Annotated in this window: 16 protein-coding genes and 1 tRNA gene; 3 read left to right on the top strand and 14 right to left on the bottom strand. The window is 32.3% G+C overall.

All coding sequences use genetic code 11. The features are described from left to right. Positions 1-740 precede the first annotated feature (740 nt). Both FNL83_RS09690 and FNL83_RS09695 read left to right on the top strand, forming a co-directional pair. Positions 741-1,640, top strand: coding sequence for a TIGR01777 family oxidoreductase (locus tag FNL83_RS09690; protein ID WP_001829630.1), 900 nt, complete (start codon positions 741-743; stop codon positions 1,638-1,640). A 30-nt stretch (positions 1,641-1,670) separates the two neighbouring features. Further along, on the top strand, positions 1,671-1,862 hold the full coding sequence (locus tag FNL83_RS09695; RefSeq protein ID WP_001829614.1) for a hypothetical protein: 192 nt from the start codon (positions 1,671-1,673) through the stop codon (positions 1,860-1,862). A 261-nt stretch (positions 1,863-2,123) separates the two neighbouring features. Here FNL83_RS09695 and clpP read toward each other — a convergent pair whose 3' ends face one another. After that, positions 2,124-2,708, bottom strand: a complete 585-nt coding sequence (gene clpP, locus FNL83_RS09700) for an ATP-dependent Clp endopeptidase proteolytic subunit ClpP (RefSeq protein ID WP_001829659.1) — start codon at positions 2,706-2,708, stop codon at positions 2,124-2,126. A gap of 188 nt (positions 2,709-2,896) precedes the next feature. Here clpP and FNL83_RS09705 point away from each other — a divergent pair. Beyond that, positions 2,897-2,968, top strand: a tRNA-Arg gene (locus tag FNL83_RS09705). 67 nt (positions 2,969-3,035) lie between these two features. Here FNL83_RS09705 and whiA read toward each other — a convergent pair. The 13 genes from whiA to FNL83_RS09775 all read right to left on the bottom strand — a co-directional run bounded on the left by whiA (position 3,036) and on the right by FNL83_RS09775 (position 18,629). After that, complete coding sequence (whiA, locus tag FNL83_RS09710) at positions 3,036-3,980, bottom strand: DNA-binding protein WhiA (protein WP_002438915.1); 945 nt, start codon at positions 3,978-3,980, stop codon at positions 3,036-3,038. A gap of 128 nt (positions 3,981-4,108) precedes the next feature. Continuing rightward, positions 4,109-5,104, bottom strand: a complete 996-nt coding sequence (locus FNL83_RS09715; RefSeq protein ID WP_001829626.1) for a gluconeogenesis factor YvcK family protein — start codon at positions 5,102-5,104, stop codon at positions 4,109-4,111. Then, entirely contained in the window at positions 5,104-6,012 is a 909-nt protein-coding gene (gene rapZ / locus FNL83_RS09720) for an RNase adapter RapZ (protein WP_001829594.1), read from the bottom strand. The genes FNL83_RS09715 and rapZ overlap by 1 nt, the downstream gene beginning before the upstream one ends. A 175-nt stretch (positions 6,013-6,187) precedes the next feature. Continuing rightward, positions 6,188-7,120, bottom strand: coding sequence for a thioredoxin-disulfide reductase (gene trxB, locus FNL83_RS09725; RefSeq protein ID WP_002438914.1), 933 nt, complete (start codon positions 7,118-7,120; stop codon positions 6,188-6,190). Between the two features lie 64 nt (positions 7,121-7,184). Next, positions 7,185-8,624: a tetratricopeptide repeat protein gene (locus FNL83_RS09730; protein WP_049387488.1), complete on the bottom strand. Its 1,440-nt coding sequence runs from the start codon at positions 8,622-8,624 to the stop codon at positions 7,185-7,187. Continuing rightward, a complete protein-coding gene (locus tag FNL83_RS09735) occupies positions 8,591-9,118 on the bottom strand; it encodes an acyltransferase (RefSeq protein ID WP_001829620.1) in 528 nt (175 codons plus the stop codon). Before FNL83_RS09735 ends, FNL83_RS09730 begins: the two co-directional genes overlap by 34 nt. Before the next feature lie 5 nt (positions 9,119-9,123). Further along, positions 9,124-9,963, bottom strand: a complete 840-nt coding sequence (gene lgt, locus FNL83_RS09740; protein WP_001829638.1) for a prolipoprotein diacylglyceryl transferase — start codon at positions 9,961-9,963, stop codon at positions 9,124-9,126. A gap of 5 nt (positions 9,964-9,968) precedes the next feature. Beyond that, positions 9,969-10,901, bottom strand: coding sequence for an HPr(Ser) kinase/phosphatase (gene hprK, locus FNL83_RS09745; RefSeq protein ID WP_001829649.1), 933 nt, complete (start codon positions 10,899-10,901; stop codon positions 9,969-9,971). 354 nt (positions 10,902-11,255) lie between these two features. Then, positions 11,256-14,090 (bottom strand): excinuclease ABC subunit UvrA, encoded by a 2,835-nt coding sequence (gene uvrA, locus FNL83_RS09750; RefSeq protein WP_002500278.1) that lies wholly within the window; start codon positions 14,088-14,090, stop codon positions 11,256-11,258. Between the two features lie 7 nt (positions 14,091-14,097). Then, positions 14,098-16,083, bottom strand: coding sequence for an excinuclease ABC subunit UvrB (gene uvrB, locus FNL83_RS09755; RefSeq protein WP_001829601.1), 1,986 nt, complete (start codon positions 16,081-16,083; stop codon positions 14,098-14,100). A 556-nt stretch (positions 16,084-16,639) separates the two neighbouring features. After that, a complete protein-coding gene (locus FNL83_RS09765) occupies positions 16,640-16,873 on the bottom strand; it encodes a CsbA family protein (protein ID WP_001832593.1) in 234 nt (77 codons plus the stop codon). Positions 16,874-16,878: 5 nt separating this feature from the next. Then, on the bottom strand, positions 16,879-17,520 hold the full coding sequence (locus FNL83_RS09770) for a YfbR-like 5'-deoxynucleotidase (RefSeq protein WP_001829660.1): 642 nt from the start codon (positions 17,518-17,520) through the stop codon (positions 16,879-16,881). 308 nt (positions 17,521-17,828) lie between these two features. Beyond that, positions 17,829-18,629: a COG3942 and LysM peptidoglycan-binding domain-containing protein gene (locus FNL83_RS09775; RefSeq protein ID WP_001829621.1), complete on the bottom strand. Its 801-nt coding sequence runs from the start codon at positions 18,627-18,629 to the stop codon at positions 17,829-17,831. Positions 18,630-18,776 lie beyond the last annotated feature (147 nt).

Here is an 18,776-nt window from a genome sequence, read left to right on the forward strand (position 1 = left end):
TCATAAGAACTTTTGGGAATAATTAAATAAAAAGTTTAATGAGATTATATAATAGTGATATTTGAGTTTAATCAATCAATACAACTTTATATTTAATTATCTCATACATGATAACATCATACTGATTGATTAACATCATTTTTAAATAACTTAATCAAATCTTAACACGAGTGTTCGTAAATTTACCTATTACATTTGCCTGTGCAAAATGATTCACAACATCATTTAAAAAAGTTTAAAATAAACAGTGTTATAAAGTGAAACCATTTCACAAGTATAAAAAGTAGAATTAGTTTTAACTTCATTTTTACTATTTTATAATTATTTAAAAAACATTTTATAGTTAGAACATAGATACTTTAATTTATTACCACTCTAACCTTTTATTTTACGGAATAAACAATATTAAAATTGTAATCTTTTATACAGTATTCACTATTAAATGGGTATATGTATTCTAGGATAGAAAAAAAGGATCCATACGTTGCTCGCACGGATCCACTACTAAAGGGAGTCAAAATTTACCTTCGTTAGTATATTATGGGGTATACTCATACTAATTAAGAGATGTTTAATTAATTATCGAAGGTACAATTTTATTATAACTAATCTGTTTTTATTTTAAATGCATATTAAAAAAAGTCTTTGACATCTTATTGGCTAAAAAATGTATAAAATATGAATAATAATAATAAGTATCAATAAGATGACAGCTTTTTATTTTCAGATGAGGTGAAACTATGAAACGCTATTTAATTACTGGTGGAACTGGCATGGTCGGTTCCCACTTGGTCAACGAAATTAAACAAACCGATGCACATATTACAATTTTAACCAGACAGGATAAAACTTCTAATCATCCCAAAATCACGTATATCAACTGGTCAAAAGAGGGTTGGCAACATCAAGTACCAGATATAGATATTGTTATTAATCTAGCTGGTGCAACGTTGAATAAACGTTGGACATCTTCCCACAAACAAGCGATGATGCTTAGTCGTATTCAATCAACGCAAACACTATTTGAACTTTTTGAAACACGTGAACACAAACCAGAAGTTTTATTTAACGCAAGTGCAATGGGCTACTACCCTCCAGATTTATTTACAAGTTATACGGAATTATATCGAACACTTCCATTTGATTTCTTATCAGAAATTGTATATCAATGGGAACGGTTTGCGAATAAATTTAAGCAATTCGGTACACGTGTCGTTTTAGGTCGATTCGGTCTTATTCTATCAGACGATGGTGGTGCTCTTGAAATGATGGAACTTCCGTATCGTTTATATGTTGGGGGAAAACTCGGCTCTGGAAGACAATGGTACTCTTGGATTCATATCGATGACTTAATTAGAGGTATTTTATTTACTATCAATCATGATAACGCTGAAGGTCCATTTAATTTAACTGCACCTATTCCTGAAAGACAAAATTTATTTGGTTATACTTTAGCACGTGCGATGCATAAACCACATGAAACGTGGGCACCTAAATTGATACTACGTGCAGTGCTAGGTCAGATGTCTACTGTCATATTAGATACACAAAAAGTACTTCCAAATAAATTACATGCACTAGGTTTTGAGTTTAAGTATAATAATTTAAGAAATGCTTTAGATGATTTAATTAAAGCTTAAGAATTACATCGTAAGAAGAAGGGATATAAAATGAAAGATACTCAGTTAACATATATATTATTAATCATTGCAAGTATTTTATTAATTGCTAATGGTATATTTGCATTTGAACGTACGTTATCAATGATATTAATGTCGATATTATTTATATTAGTTGGAATCATTTTATTATCAACAACATTGAATACCATGTATCAATCATCAAAACACTCAAAACGTTAAATTTCATCAGTTTAAAGTAACAATCATTTTATTAAACATAGATAAATGAAAATCTCTCGGTTTGAATAACACTTTTAATAAATGAAAAACGGTAATAATCCATTTTGTAAGGTATTTATCTTTTTTTAATTACATCGTTTTTTCTAAATCTATATTCATATATTATTTAAAATAAAAACCCTAGTAGACAAATGACAAAATATACATTGTCGTCTACTAGGGTTTTGTGTATTAATCAATAATCATACAACGTTTATTTTATTATTTTTCTGGTTCCATTACTTCATCAATTAATCCATATTCTTTAGCTTCTGCAGCTGTTAAGAAGTTGTCGCGATCAGTATCTTGTTGAATTTTTTCAATTGATTGACCTGTACGTTCTGATAAAATACGATTTAATTTTTCACGTGTTTTTAAAATATGATTTGCTGCAATTTCAATTTCAGTTGCTTGTCCTTGTGCACCACCTAATGGTTGGTGAATCATAACTTCAGCATTAGGTAGCGCAAATCGTTTACCTTTTGCACCTGCTGCTAACAAGAATGAACCCATAGACGCTGCCATACCAATACAGATTGTTTGAACGTCTGGTTTGATATGTTGGATAGTATCATAAATAGCAAATCCAGCAGTTACACTGCCACCTGGTGAATTAATATATAAATAAATATCCTTTTCAGAATCTTGCGCTTGCAAGAATAATAATTGTGACACAATAGAGTTAGCTACGTTATCATCAATTTGAGAACCTAGCATGATAATACGGTCTTTCAACAAACGTGAATATATATCATACGCACGTTCACCGCGGTTAGTTGTTTCAATAACTGTAGGAATTAAATTCATTTATTTTTCCTCCTTATAATAACTGTTAAAATTATTTTACCTTAAAAGTCAAAAATGGTCAAAGATTAAGCTTATTAATCAAAAATTCAATTTGACGCTTAACCTTTTCATTTGTAAACTAGAATTATCGTTTTCATTGTACCGTCATTATTGAACGACGTACAGAAATGTGATTATTTCAATATTTACCCCTCGTAGTGTAATGGATAACACATAAGATTCCGGTTCTTAAAATAGAGGTTCGATTCCTCTCGAGGGGGTTGCTGAATGATGAGGAGATTTTAATGTCTGAGCTTATTTGTAATCTCAGTCTTAAAATCTCATTTTTTATAATTCAATTTGTTCACCATTTCTTATTTTATCCGCTAATTCATTCAACTTTCTTAAACGGTGATTCATACCTGATTTAGATATAGGCCCTGTAGAAACCATCTCACCCAATTCTTTTAACGATATTTCTTGATGTTCTACTCTGAGCTTCGCTACTTCTCTTAAACGATCAGGTAAATTTTCAAGCCCAATTTCTTCATCAATTAATTGTATACTTTCAACCTGTTTCATTGCTGCGCTAACAGTTTTATTAAGATTTGCTGTTTCACAATTAACAAGACGATTAACCGAATTACGCATATCACGGACAATTCTTACATCTTCAAACTTTAACAATGCTTGATAGCCACCTATCAAACTAAGAAAGTCGGAAATTTTTTCAGCTTCTTTAAGATACGCAATACTCCCTTTTTTACGTTCCAAATGTTTCGCATTGAGTTCATAACTATTCATCAATTTAGTAAGACCTTCGGAATGATCTTCATATTGTGAAAAAATTTCAAGATGATATGAAGATGTTTCAGGATTATTTACAGAACCACCTGCTAAGAAAGCCCCTCTTAAATAACTTCTTTTCATTTCATCATCTTTAATCATATCCGGATCAATATCGTGAGTAAAAACTCCCTTTTTTAAAATTCCTAAATCATTTAGTATTTCTTTCGCTAACATCTTTGTTCGACATATATAAATATTGTTTTTTTTCAATTTCATCTTTTTTCTAACTAAAATTTCAACTTCAACATTAAATATACGTTTGATAAGAGAGTAAATTCGACGAGCTGTTGTCGCATTTTCTGTCTGTACATTAATTACAAACTGTTGATTTGATAGACTAAGTGCGCCATTCATGCGAATTAATGCACTGAGCTCTGCTTTAGCATTCGATTCGTCAACTTCTATGCGTGTTAGTTCATTTTTCATATCTGATGCAAAGCTCATTGAACACTCACCCTTCCTAACCCTTTTTTCTATTCTTATTTATAGTATCGCCAATGAGGTGTAAAGTTATTTTCTAATTCTAAACACACACTTAAGCTATCATATCATAACTACGAATTCGCTTATAATTATTTCTTTTTATCACTAGGAGTAAAGCGAATTGTACTTGTTAATTCTAAGGCAAGTTCATAAATCATTTTTGATAATACTTTTGTGTTATGTCTGACATAGTGTTCATTAGATATTTCAACTAAATTAGATGCCGTTAAAACTCTAATTCCACTATCTTTTAATTGTTCTTTATGTACTGCTACTGGTTTCGAATTCTTTTCTTCATATCGTTGTAAAACATCTTTACTATAGGATTCTGAGCTACATATGACAAAATCAATAAATGGTTCACCAACTTGTCGAGTAAGTGCATCAATATGCTCTTTGACATCATAATTATCAGTCTCGCCTGGTTGTGTCATAACATTAGATACATAAAGTTTTGGAGCAGATGTACGTAATAATGCTTCTGAAATACCTTTGACACATAAATTTGATATAACACTTGTATATAATGAACCTGGTCCTAAGACAATTAAATCTGCTTGTTCTAAAGCTTCTATCGCTTCATTCATTGGTTCAACATCACTTGGTTCTAAAAACACACGATCTATTTTTTTATGTGTTTTAGGTATATTAGTTTCTCCATGTACAATTTCACCGTCTTCCATCACCGCGTTGAGTTGCACACTTGCGTTTGTTGAAGGGATGACTTGGCCTTTAATATTTAAAACTTTGCTTAACTCTTTAATAGCGTGTCCAAAATCATTAGTAATGTTAGTCATTCCAGCAATAACTAAATTACCTAATGAATGCCCATCTACTTGATTTTCACCAAAACGGTACTGGAACAATTGAGTTAATATCGATTCTGAGTCACTTAAAGCAGCAATGACATTACGAATATCACCAGGCGCTGGAATATCCATGACATCTCTAATTTTCCCCGTGCTCCCACCATTGTCCGCTACAGTAACAATGGCAGTAATGTCTATTGGAAATTCTCTAAGGCCTCTAGCAAGGACAGAAAGTCCAGTGCCACCACCAATAAGTACTACATTCATTTGTTTCATTATCTCTCTCCACTTTCAATATGCGCATCTCTATGATGCACATAAACATTATATTCAAAAATCTCGTTAAGATATTCAGCTAAACGTTTAGCTAATGCGACTGATCGATGTTGTCCACCCGTACAACCTATAGCAATAACCAATTGCGATTTACCTTCTTTTTTGTAGCCAGGAATCATAAATTTTAATAAATCTGTTAATTTATCAAAAAATATTTGGGTTTCTTTCCACTTCATAACGTAATTGTACACTGGCTCATCTAAACCAGTAAATGGACGCAATTCCTCTACATAGTAGGGATTAGGTAGAAATCTGACATCAAAAACTAAATCAGCATCCATTTGTATACCATGCTTGAAACCGAAACTTGTCACGTTGATTGTAAATGTTTCAAAGTTTTCATCTAAATAAAACTTTGAAATGCGTTGCTTTAATTCTTTAGGTTTTAATTTTGTTGTATCAATCACGTAATTAGCGATACTTCGGATTTCTGATAGATGTTCACGTTCCTCATTTATTGCATCTATTAATGATCTTTGTCCTTGTTCATTTAGTGGGTGCGCTCTTCTTGATTCTTTATAACGTGAAATAATTTTTTCAGTTTTAGCTTCTAAAAACATAACATCTAAAATCACGTCATTACGACTTTTAATAATATCAATTTCTTTAACTAGAGATTTAAATAATTCCTTACCTCTTAAATCTATTGCAATTGCTACTTTTTGCAATGAAGGATTTCCTTGAGCCATCAATTCTACAAATTTAGGTAATAGTACAGGTGGTAAATTATCTACACAGAAAAATCCCATATCTTCGAGACTTTGAATCACCAATGATTTACCCGCTCCAGACATACCTGTAACAACTAACAATTCACTTTTACCCATTTCTTTTTCGTTGCTTGTCATTTTCTTAAGTCACCGCCAATTATAATCTTCAATCAATATCATTATATTAAATTCATCTTATCACACTCAAATATGCAAAGTAACATACTTATATTGTAATTAAAAAAGCTAGAATCATTGATGACGATACTTTGACGCAAACAATGTTCTAGCTATGTGTAAAATGAGTTAAATTTTAATTATCTTTTAATTCTGTAATATAATCAGCTGCACTTTGAGCCGCAATACTACCGTCTCCTGTAGCAGTAACAATTTGACGTAACCCTTTATCACGAACGTCACCTGCAGCAAAAATACCTCGTACTTTAGTACTCATGTCATCTTGTGTGACAATGTATCCCGCGTCATTTGTAATACCAAGATTTTTAAATGGTGCTGTGAGTGGTTTCATTCCAATATAAATGAATACACCGTCGGCATCATAAGTCTGTTCAGCACCATCTTTAGTTGATTCAAGTGTAACTGAACCAACTTTACCATCTTTTTCATTAATTGTTTTAAGTGTATGACTCCAAATAAAGTCAACTTTATCATTTTTGAAGGCACGTTCTTGCAAGATGTTTTGTGCACGTAATTCATCTCTACGGTGAACAATCGTTACTTTATCTGCAAATTTAGTTAAGAAAGTACCTTCTTCTACCGCTGAATCTCCGCCGCCAATTACGAAAAGACGTTTATTTTTAAAGAATGCTCCATCACAAACCGCACAATAACTTACTCCACGTCCTCCTAATTCTTGTTCACCAGGAACGCCAATCTTTTTATACTCTGCTCCAGTTGAGATAATAACTGCATGTGCTGTTATCTCTTTATTCCCTAAATTGATAACTTTATAGTCGCCTTTATCTTCAACAGATTTAATATCGCCATATTGGTATTCCGCACCAAATTTTTTAGCATGTTCAAACATTTTAGTAGATAAGTCAGGACCTGTGATCATCTCAAATCCTGGAAAATTCTCTACTTCTTCAGTGTTTGCCATTTGACCGCCTGGCATACCGCGTTCAATCATGACAGTTTTTAAATTGGCACGAGATGCATATACTGCTGCTGTCATACCGGCAGGACCTGCACCGATTATTGCTACATCAAAATCTACTTCAGTCATTTTAAATGCCTCCTACTTATTAATCATTATGCGCATTATATATCATACTTTTCATTTCATAAATTTATATGCTCAATATAAATTCAATTGCTTTATTCAGTTTGTATCTAGAAACATTAAAATCGTCCATCAATTGCCTCTTGGTAAGTGGTTGGCTAGAACGACGATACGATAGGTAAACAAATGCAGCTACATATCTATCGACATCTACTAAATCTACATTTTCAGCTATAATCATTTCTGCTTGATTAATCCAATCTGTAAATAAAGACGTGTTATATTTGAATTTCTTAAAATTATACAACCTTTGCATACCTCTGTGTATAAAATCTAATTTATTGAGTGTGAGTCCTTGTACCAAATATGTGAGATAAAGTTTCTCATAGTCATTCATTGATTCAAGAATTGACCAAATATCTTCAGTCATTAGTATTTCTTTTCCATTTAATTGATGAAGTAAAAAAATACCGTAAAGTCGATAATGATTATTATCATCTAGTAATAATGGTAACACTCGTGATTCAAATACCGTTTTACTTTCCTCAATTACCCAAGGTGCATAACCAACATCAACTTCAGAAATTTGAGTGAGCTTGTTCCACATCTCAATACTTTCGTCTTTATTTCCTAGGTAATAAAAATTGAAACTCAATGCATTATACATTTGAATAGAGACAAATTTACCTTTTTTATAAAGTGGATAAAGTAAATTTTGAGAAGCACGATACTGTTTTAAATAACTCAATACGATTCCTAATTTAAAGGTTTCGTCGTCATTTAGTGGTACTACTTTATTAAGTATTTTAAGATATTTTTGATATTTTTCTGTTTCTTTTTTATTATAAAGTAATAATGTGTAGTGACAAAGTGCATGCACGTCTGAATTATCTTCCTTTAAAAGTTCTTCAAACATTGCTTTGGCGCTATCATACTCACCTAGATACAAATAACACATTGCAAGTAAATTCCTAATCACCCTATGCTGTTGTATCTCGTAAGATTGATTCAAAATATATGTTCGGGCTTCTTCTAACCTACCTTGCAAAAAGAGAAATTGAAATAAAAGTTGTGTTGAAAACAATTGTGCTTCTAATTCAATTTTTTGTTCATTTGTATACGTGACTTCGAATGTTTTTTCAAGCATTTCTCTAAAATCTTTATCCTCTGACAATATTACATAATTAATACCAAACAAGAATGCCTTGTTTGGCTCGTTTAATTCTATATTTAATTGACTTAGTTCATAGAAACTTTCTGCTACATGAAAGTCTTTAACAATATTCTCATAAAATAGACGTTCTGCTTTTTTGCCGATATTTAATTTAACTAAACATTGAGCATAGTGTTGTTGAATATCAAAATCCTTAGGTGACAACTCAAGCACTTTTTCATAATATTCTGCCGCCTTCTTGTAGTCCTGTTGTCGCCACTTTTGGGTAGCCATTTTACGATAAAAAGCCTCATCAAAAATCATTGGAATGATGTTATTTTCTTTTTGTGCCATTCATTGTCACCTCCTGAATCTAATTGTATTTGCATAGGATTACCAAATGCAAAACTGTAATCGGGAACATCTTTAGACACAACCGTACCCGCACCAATTTTAACATGATTTCCTATGGTTATTCCTGGTAATATTGTCGTATTTGCACCTATTAAAGTGTAATCGCCTATAATGACTTTTCCTACTCTCCACTCATCAACAAGTACTTCGTGAGTTAATATTGTTGTATTATAACCAATGACTGTATTCTTGCCAACCGAAATGTATTCTGGATAAAACAAATCAGGCAACACTTTATATGCAAATGAAGTATGATTCCCGACATCCATTTTTAAAAGCTTTTTATATATTTTATTTTTAAGTTTCATACTAGGAACAAATCTTGCAATTTCTATAATCAACGTTTGCTTTAGCACTTTTACGAATTTAATTTTTCTATATATATGCCATAAAGGATTCACTTGATGATGCTTCTCTTTACTTAATCTTCTCAAAATAATCACTTAGCCTTTTTAATCGGCCATGTTAATGGTCCTGAATTTTCATATTTTATTGGTTGGTATTTAACTCTTCTATAAATTACGAATATCACACTAATCATAATAAGCACGACAGAAACAAGTTGCGCGACACGTATATGACTCGTAAGCATCAAACTATCGGTTCTCATCGCCTCAACGAAAAAGCGCCCTACAGAATACCAAATAAGATAACCAAAGAATGTCTCTCCAAGTTTTAGACGTTTCCTTAAAGTAATTAAAATGACAAAACCTATTACATCCCAAATAGACTCATATAGAAACGTCGGGTGGTAATATTGGCCTTCAATATACATATTTCTAATAATAAAGTCTGGCAAATGTAAATGTTCTAGAAAAGCTCTAGATACTGGACCTCCATGCGCTTCATGATTCATAAAGTTTCCCCAGCGTCCTATCCCTTGAGCTAAAATAATACTTGGTGCCACAATATCTCCTATTTGAAACGGATGTAGATTTTTGATTTTACAAACAATAATCCCAGAGATAAGTCCACCAATTAAGCCACCATGTATGGCAATACCACCATGCCAAATTTTTGGTATCTCACTCAAGTGATTCATGTAATATGGCCATTGAAATGTAACAAAGTATATTCTCGCAACTATGAATCCAACAATCGCGCTATAAAATATAATATCGATTAAGGTGTCTTTATGTAATCCAACCTGTTTCAATGCTGCTTGTGCAATGAAGTATCCAAGTAAGATACCACAAGCAATAATAATTCCATACCATCGAACTTGGATTGGTCCCAAGCTAAAGGCAACAGGATCGATATATCCTAATGTTATATTCATGTGTGTTACTCCTCACTTTTATGACTATTTCGAACGATTTCTTCATTAAGTCTCTCATTAAATTCAACTGCTGTATTAATACCCATGATATTAAGACGATAATTCATAGCAGCTACTTCAATAATTACTGCTACATTACGCCCTGGTCTAACTGGTATCGTTTTTTTAGTGATTTCCGTATCAAGAATTTTCAATGTTTCTTCATTAAGACCTACACGATCGTATAATTTATTCTTATTCCAATTTTCTAAATTAATATTTAATCGAATTTGTTTTTCAGTTAATATTGATCCTGCTCCAAACAAAGTCATAACATTAATGATTCCGAGACCACGAATCTCTAGCAAATGTTCGATAAGTTTAGGCGGTTTCCCTACAAGTTCATCCTTAGTAATTTCTTTGATTTCTACATTATCATCAGCCACTAATCTATGGCCTCGTTTGACTAATTCTAATGCAGTTTCACTTTTCCCAATGCCAGAATCTCCTGTAATTAGTACACCTACACCGTAAACATCAACAAGTACACCGTGCAAAGAAGTAGTTTTCGCGAGTTCATGTTCGAGAAATGTCGTTAACCTACTCATTAAACTCGTTGTGGCATCTTTCGCAACAATAATTGGTGTATGCGTTTCTTGAGATGCTTGTATAAGTTCTTCGGGTGGTTCTAACCCACGTGTAACAATAATCGCTGGAGTTTCAGGTCGGCATAATTTTCTCATTCTTCCTTTCTTCTCTTCATCTGGAAGTAAATTATAAAATGATAACTCCGTTGTCCCTAATAATTGAATACGGTCTGAAGCATAATGTGAAAAATATCCAGCCATTTCTAAACCTGGACGTGAAATATCTGTGTTTTTAATTGGTCTATCTAAACCTTCTTCACCAGTAAGTAATTCTAAATTTAACGTATTAACTAATCTATCTGTTGTTAACATGCATTCACCTCAAATTTCATAAGCCATTCGTATCTTCCTTTTCTATTATCATATCAAAAATCAACACATGTTTTATATTAAAATGATGATTTAAAATTTTAAAAGTTTCTTAAATCATTACTGTTTTAAGACAAACTAGATTTTATCTCCATTTTACAATCGAGTAGTTGACTGATTGAGTTAAAAAATATACCTTAAATAATAATCTAAATCGAATTTCAAATAACTATTTGATGATTTATGCTCAAATTAATGAAATTAATTTAATATAAAAAGCTCTAAGATTCTTTGTGTAAAAGTCATCTTAAAGCTTTTTAAGTTAATCTATCATTTTATTACTAGTCATACACCTTACTATTCAACGCTGTCTCTCTCTAATACTGGTTTTAAGTATTGACCAGTGTAAGACCCTTTATTTTGAGCAATCTCTTCAGGTGTACCAGTTGCGATGATTGTTCCTCCACCTTCACCGCCTTCTGGACCTAAATCAATAATATGATCAGCCGTTTTAATAACATCAAGATTGTGTTCGATAATAACGACCGTATCACCATTTTCCACTATACGATTCAATACCTTTAATAAACGACTTATATCGTCGACATGTAATCCTGTAGTTGGTTCATCAAGAATATAAATAGAACGCCCCGTTGAACGTTTGTGCAATTCTGATGCGAGTTTTACACGTTGCGCTTCGCCACCAGATAATGTAGTAGCTTGTTGACCTAAAGTAATGTACCCCAACCCAACATCTACAAGTGTTTGTAATTTACGTTTAATCTTAGGAATATTTTCAAAGAAATGCGTAGCTTCTTCAACAGTCATTTCTAATACATCCGCAATATTTTTACCTTTGTATGTTACCTCTAAAGTCTCACGATTATAGCGTTTACCATCACATACTTCACAAGGTACATAGACATCTGGTAAAAAATGCATTTCAATTTTTATAATTCCATCACCTTTACAAGCTTCACATCGTCCACCTTTGACATTAAAACTAAATCTACCTTTTTGATAACCTCGTATTTTAGCTTCATTCGTTTGTGCAAAGACATCTCTTATGTCATCAAAGACACCAGTGTATGTGGCTGGGTTAGAACGTGGTGTTCTACCTATTGGCGATTGATCAATATCAATGATTTTATCTAATTGATCAATTCCTTTAATTTCATCAAAATTCCCAGGTTTCACTTTAGATTTATTAATTTTTTGAGCTAATGCTTTATATAAAATTTCATTGACGAGTGAACTTTTACCAGAACCTGACACACCTGTAACAACAGTTAAGACAGATAGTGGGAAGTCTACATTTACATTTTTCAAATTATTACTTTTAGCACCTTTAATTTGAATCTTTCTATCGGTGATTTCTCGTCTGTATTCAGGGACTTCAATTCGTTTTTTTCCACTTAAATATTGACCAGTTAAGGATTTTTTATCTTTCATTACTTTATTAGGGGTACCACTTGAGACAACCTCTCCACCGTGGTTACCAGCTCCCGGACCCACATCAACTAAATAATCAGCTGCTCTCATAGTATCATCGTCATGTTCAACGACAATAAGTGTATTACCTAAATCACGCATTTCTTTTAAAGTATTAATTAATCTATCATTATCTCTTTGATGTAATCCAATAGAAGGTTCATCTAAAACATATAGTACTCCGGTTAATCGTGAACCAATTTGTGTTGCTAAACGAATACGTTGTGCTTCCCCTCCAGATAAAGTCCCTGATGAGCGATCTAAAGTCAAATATTCCAAACCAACATTATTTAAAAATGATAATCTTGAAATAATCTCTTTTAAAATTTGATCTGCAATCGATTTATCTTGGTCGCTTAATTTTAAATTTTCGAAATAATAAAGCGCGTTTTTAATTGAATATTCAACGACTTCACCTATATTATAGTCGCCTACGTATACAGATAACGCTTCTTTGCTTAAGCGTTTGCCATGACAAGTTTCACACGGTAACTCTGTCATATATTTACTCATCATTTCGCGTGTATATTCAGAGGGAGATTCATGGTAACGACGGTCAATGTTAGGTACCACACCTTCAAAAACCATTTTACGTTTACGAGTACCACCATTTCGTTGCGTGAAAGTAAATTCAATTTCTTTTTCTCCAGAACCATTCATAAGTATATTTTTTTGTCTATCAGTCAATTTTTTATATGGCTTATCCATATTAATTTTGTAGACTTCACATACACGTTTTAATAAAGTTGGATAAAAATCCGAACTTGTTGGTTCCCATGGTTCAATTGCACCTTCATTTAAAGTTTTATTTTTATCAGGAATGACTAAATCTAGGTCTACTTTTAGTTTTTGACCTAAACCATCACAAGTTGGACACGCACCAAACGGACTGTTGAAACTAAACATTCTAGGTTCTAATTCACCAATAGAGAAACCACATATAGGACATGCGTGGTTCTCAGAGAATTTAAGTTCTTCTCCATTAATAACGTCAACTGTTAAATTACCTTCAGCAAGTTCAAGTGCTGTCTCAATAGAGTCCGCTAAACGCGTCTCAATGCCATCTTTAACTACAAGTCTATCAACAACAACTTCAATTGTGTGATTTTTATTTTTATCCAATTGAGGCACTTCATTTACATCGACGATTTCATCATCAACACGTAAACGCACATATCCTTTCTTACCTATATCTTCAATTAATTTTTCATGATTTCCTTTTCTATGTGATATAACTGGAGCAAGTAATTGAATTTTTGTACGTTCTTCCAATTCTAAAATACGATCAACCATTTGTTGAACAGTTTGTGATTCAATTTCTATACCGTGATAAGGACAGTACGGTTTACCGACACGCGCATATAATAATCGAATATAATCATAGATTTCAGTCACAGTGGCAACGGTAGAACGTGGGTTTTTACTTGTCGTCTTCTGATCAATAGATATTGCTGGTGACAAACCTTCAATGGTATCTACATCAGGTTTGTCCATTTGTCCTAAAAATTGTCGCGCATATGCACTTAACGATTCCACATAACGTCGTTGACCTTCAGCATAAATAGTATCGAACGCTAACGAAGATTTACCTGAGCCTGAAAGTCCAGTCATGACAATCAACTTGTTTTTAGGTAATTCAATATCTACTCCTTTTAAATTATGTGCTCGTGCACCTTTTACTACAATTGACGGTCCTTTCATTTAATCGTCACCCTTCTGCTTTTAATTCAAATAACATATCTCTTAACTCTGTTGCTTTTTCGAAATCTAAATCTTTGGCTGCTTTTTTCATTTCTTTTTCTATATTTTCTATTGTTTTTTGACGTTCTTTCTTTGTCATTTTCTTAGGTAATTCAGTTTGTTGTTGTTGATTTGTCTCATCGCTCTCCACAGTAGCACTAATGACGTCGTGAATCTTTTTGTTAATTGTTTTCGGCGTGATGCCATGTTCTTTGTTATGAGCAATTTGTATTTCTCTACGTCTTTGTGTTTCATCTATTGCATATTGCATAGAATCTGTAATTTTATCCGCATACATAATGACTTCTCCTTTGTCATTACGTGCTGCTCGCCCAATAGTTTGAATAAGAGATCTATCAGAACGTAAGAAGCCTTCCTTATCTGCATCTAAAATTACAACTAAAGATACTTCAGGTATATCTATACCCTCTCTCAGCAGATTGATCCCAACTATTGCGTCGTAAGTACCCATACGTAAGTCTCGAATAATTTCTATTCGTTCTAATGTTTTAATTTCTGAGTGTAAATAATTAACTTTAATCCCCGCTTCTTTCATATATGTAGTTAAATCTTCACTCATTTTTTTAGTAAGTGTTGTCACAAGTACACGTTCATCTTTGTCAACGCGATCTTGGATTTCACTTAAAAGATCATCGATTTGATTCTCAGTTGGACGCACATCAATTTTAGGATCAAGTAAACCAGTAGGTCGTATAATTTGTTCAACCATTTCATCTGTATGTTCTAACTCATATGGGCCTGGTGTAGCTGAAACATAAACAAGTTGTTTTGTTTTTTCTTCAAATTCTTCAAATTTTAATGGTCGGTTATCCAACGCACTTGGCAAACGAAATCCATGGTCTATTAATACTTGTTTACGAGCTCTATCCCCATTGTACATACCACGAATTTGAGGTAACGTAACGTGAGACTCATCAATCATGACAAGCCAATCATCTCCAAAATAATCAAGCAATGTATATGGTGTTGAACCTAATGGTCTTAAAGTTAAGTGAACAGAATAATTTTCAATACCTGAACAAAAGCCCATTTCTCTCATCATTTCTAAATCGTAGTTAGTACGTTGTTCTAACCTTTGAGCTTCTAATAATTTATTCTCATCACGTAATTCTTTTAGTCTCTCTTCTAATTCTTTTTCTATACGTTCAATAGCTACTTTCATTTTCTCTTCACGAGTAACGAAGTGTGAAGCAGGGAAAATTGTAAAATGTTCACGTTCTCGAATTACTTCACCAGTTAAATAGTTAACTTCTCTGATGCGATCAATTTCATCTCCAAAAAATTCTACGCGAATACACATTTCTTCTCTAGAAGCTGGGAATATTTCAACAACATCTCCACGCACTCTAAATGTACCACGTTGAAAATCTATGTCATTACGTGAGTATTGTACATCAACTAACTTTCTCAACAATTCGCTTCGTTCCATCTCCATACCAACACGTACACTAACAACCAAATTTTTATATTCTTCCGGATTACCTAAACCATAGATACAACTAACACTTGCGATAATAATGACATCATCACGTTCAAATAAAGAACTTGTAGCAGAATGTCGTAGTTGGTCAATTTCATCGTTAATGGAGGCGTCTTTTTCAATAAAAGTATCTGTTGAAGGCACGTATGCTTCAGGTTGATAGTAGTCGTAATAACTAACGAAATATTCAACTCTATTTTCTGGGAAAAATTCTTTAAATTCACTATATAGTTGACCTGCTAATGTCTTGTTATGTGCAATAATAAGTGTAGGTTTACCAACCTCTTTAATTACGTTACTCATAGTAAAAGTTTTACCTGTCCCAGTTGCACCTAATAAGGTTTGATGACGTTTCCTTTCATTTACGCCATCCACAATTTTTTGTATCGCTTGTGGCTGATCACCTTGTGGCTCAAATTCAGACTTTAACTTAAATGGAACATGTTCTACCATTCCAAAATACGCCTCCTAATATTGTTATCATTTATAAAGATTTTACACATCTCAAATCAATTACTTTTTCATGAATATCATTTTCTATTTTAACAAATTCTATAAGAACAATACAAACATTTGTTCGCTTGTGAAATATAACATTTATAATGCTTATTCTAAAACAAGAGCTCTAAGATGATTTCTTATGTAAGAAATTGTCTTAGAGCTTTATTTATCAGTAATGTATGATGTGCGATGTTTTTCTTAAACGTACAATCAAATACATATTATATACACACTGCACTTTAAAATCTTTCGCTTTTATATTCACAATGTATCAATTATTATGTTCTAGCTATTAAAATATTTACTATTTAATATTTAGTTATTAATGTTTACACCATGGATTACTTAATATTCAAAATACTATAAACATCAATTTAAAGTAAAAAATGAGCAATAATGATGATTCAACAATTTTAAAATAAAATCATAATCACTATTATTACAGTTCAATGTAATAATAAATCAAAAAAACAAATACTTCAAAATTTTTGTTTGAACAAACGCATTCTTAAGAATCATTTTGGTTCTTATGAAATTCAAGTTGATCAATTATTAAATAACCAGCTAATAAACTTGTCACATCTATAAAAATAATCCATTCGTTGTGAAAGAATCCTTTATAAACTGATGCCCCTATTATTACCAGTGTGACTAATGTACCAATCCATTTACTTCTAGTCACCACACTAAACAGCACAACTAATATACAAGGAAAGAAGGCCGCACAAACATACCAAATCATTATCGTCACCCATTTCTTCTGTTTAGAATTGACATTGTTGTTTCACGTAATTCAGTTCGAGGAATAAAGTTTTCTGTGAGCATTTCAGGTATAACATTTTCAATAAAATCTTTTACAGATTCTAAGTGATCAAATTGTATAATAGTTTCTAAACTCATTTCATATATTTCAAAAAATAGTGGCTCAGGATTACGTTTTTGTATTTCTCCAAATGTTTCATACAATAAATCAATTTTATCAGCAACAGATAGAATTTGACCTTCTAGAGAATCATCTTTACCTTCTTGTAAACGTTCACGATACACGTGCTGATATTGTGTTGGTATCTCCTCTTTGATAAACGTATCGACCATTTCTTCTTCAACTTGGGAGAATAAATGTTTTAATTCCTTACTTGCGTATTTTACCGGTGTTTTGATATCACCTGTAAACACTTCAGCAAAGTCGTGGTTGAGTGACTTTTCATAGAGACTCTTCCAATCGATTTTATTTCCATGATATTCTTCGACAGTAGCCATATATTGCGCAATTTTAGTTACTTTAAAAGAATGAGCTGCGACATTGTGTTCAAAATATTTAAATTTACCTGGTAATCTTATTAATTTTTCTAAATCTGATAGTCTTTTAAAATATTGATGCATTCCCATAATAAGACACCTCCTTAATATTAAAATTAGTCTATATTCTTATTGTTATTATATCAATCAATATTATTATTGAAAGTAAATTATCATGTAAATCATTTCTATTTTATTACAAAAGAAAAAGTAGAATAATGAATTCATTTTGAACTCACTATTCTACTCTAATACGTAATTTATGGGTAAAACATGTTGATATATATGGAGGTGTTGTTCAACCAACATGATTTTCAATTTAATTGTCTAGAACGTTTATATAACATAAGAGACAATTATACGCGCAGTTCATTCACACTTTGAATATAAATAGCCATTTAGTGAATGTAATTATATGAATTAGGGTTGCTAATAGTTCTGTAAGATTTTACGTTAACGCCACCATTCCAGTTCATTTCCGAAACAGTTACAGAACCATTAGAATTGATTGATTCAACAACGCCAACATGTCCATAAGCACCAGCCCCATTTTGACCCGGACCACTTTGGAATACAGCACCAACCTCAGGTGTGTGATCTACATTAAAGCCAGCCTGATTAGCTGAATATGCCCAGTTACTAGCGTTGCCCCATAGACTTCCAATTGGTTTCCCTAGCTCAGCTCGACGATCGAATGCATAATAAGTACATTGACCAGTAGTGTATAAATTACCTGAGTTAGATACACTTCTTAGACCATCATAGGCGTTTGACACAGAGTATGTATCAGTTGATTCACTATCATAATTATCATAAGTAGTGTTGGAAGTATCAGTTGATACATTATTATATCCTACTGGAATGTAGTTAGTTTCATAATTTACGAATGTGTTTGTGTTATTAAATTGTTCAAATGCAGTTTCAGATACTACAATTTCATCTCCCGGAAAAATAAGAGGTTCTACACCAGGATTTAATGCATAAAGCTCTTCTAAAGAAAGATTATGTTCTAAAGCAATTTTATATAAACTATCTCCAGGTTTTACAATGTAAATACCTAAGTTTGATTGATTTGTAATTACATCACCCGTTGCATATGTGTCTAGTTGCGACGTCTCAGATTCTTGTGCGTTAGCTGCAGTGTTGATTGCAATAAAAGCTGCAATCGAACTTAACGTTACAGTTAGCGTTTTTTTCATCTAGTTGTCATTCCTTTGCTAGTTGATTATTAATTCACAAATTTAATATAGCACAATCAAATGAAGCTAAGGGTATTGTTATATTGATGTAATATAATAGTTAAGAAGTGTATTTTTACATCTAGAGGTGATTATCTACTCCACTAG

The organism is Staphylococcus epidermidis (genome assembly GCF_006742205.1).
Taxonomy (GTDB): Bacteria; Bacillota; Bacilli; order Staphylococcales; family Staphylococcaceae; genus Staphylococcus; species Staphylococcus epidermidis.

Bases quoted from the DNA above. Each gene is read 5' to 3' on its own strand.
- FNL83_RS09690 (WP_001829630.1), top strand. From the start codon at position 741: ATGAAACGCTATTTAATTACTGGTGGAACTGGCATGGTCGGTTCCCAC.
- FNL83_RS09695 (WP_001829614.1), top strand. From the start codon at position 1,671: ATGAAAGATACTCAGTTAACATATATATTATTAATCATTGCAAGTATT.
- clpP (WP_001829659.1), bottom strand. From the start codon at position 2,708: ATGAATTTAATTCCTACAGTTATTGAAACAACTAACCGCGGTGAACGT.
- whiA (WP_002438915.1), bottom strand. From the start codon at position 3,980: ATGAGCTTTGCATCAGATATGAAAAATGAACTAACACGCATAGAAGTT.
- FNL83_RS09715 (WP_001829626.1), bottom strand. From the start codon at position 5,104: ATGAAACAAATGAATGTAGTACTTATTGGTGGTGGCACTGGACTTTCT.
- rapZ (WP_001829594.1), bottom strand. From the start codon at position 6,012: ATGACAAGCAACGAAAAAGAAATGGGTAAAAGTGAATTGTTAGTTGTT.
- trxB (WP_002438914.1), bottom strand. From the start codon at position 7,120: ATGACTGAAGTAGATTTTGATGTAGCAATAATCGGTGCAGGTCCTGCC.
- FNL83_RS09730 (WP_049387488.1), bottom strand. From the start codon at position 8,624: ATGGCACAAAAAGAAAATAACATCATTCCAATGATTTTTGATGAGGCT.
- lgt (WP_001829638.1), bottom strand. From the start codon at position 9,963: ATGAATATAACATTAGGATATATCGATCCTGTTGCCTTTAGCTTGGGA.
- hprK (WP_001829649.1), bottom strand. From the start codon at position 10,901: ATGTTAACAACAGATAGATTAGTTAATACGTTAAATTTAGAATTACTT.
- uvrA (WP_002500278.1), bottom strand. From the start codon at position 14,090: ATGAAAGGACCGTCAATTGTAGTAAAAGGTGCACGAGCACATAATTTA.
- uvrB (WP_001829601.1), bottom strand. From the start codon at position 16,083: ATGGTAGAACATGTTCCATTTAAGTTAAAGTCTGAATTTGAGCCACAA.
- FNL83_RS09765 (WP_001832593.1), bottom strand. From the start codon at position 16,873: ATGATTTGGTATGTTTGTGCGGCCTTCTTTCCTTGTATATTAGTTGTG.
- FNL83_RS09770 (WP_001829660.1), bottom strand. From the start codon at position 17,520: ATGGGAATGCATCAATATTTTAAAAGACTATCAGATTTAGAAAAATTA.
- FNL83_RS09775 (WP_001829621.1), bottom strand. From the start codon at position 18,629: ATGAAAAAAACGCTAACTGTAACGTTAAGTTCGATTGCAGCTTTTATT.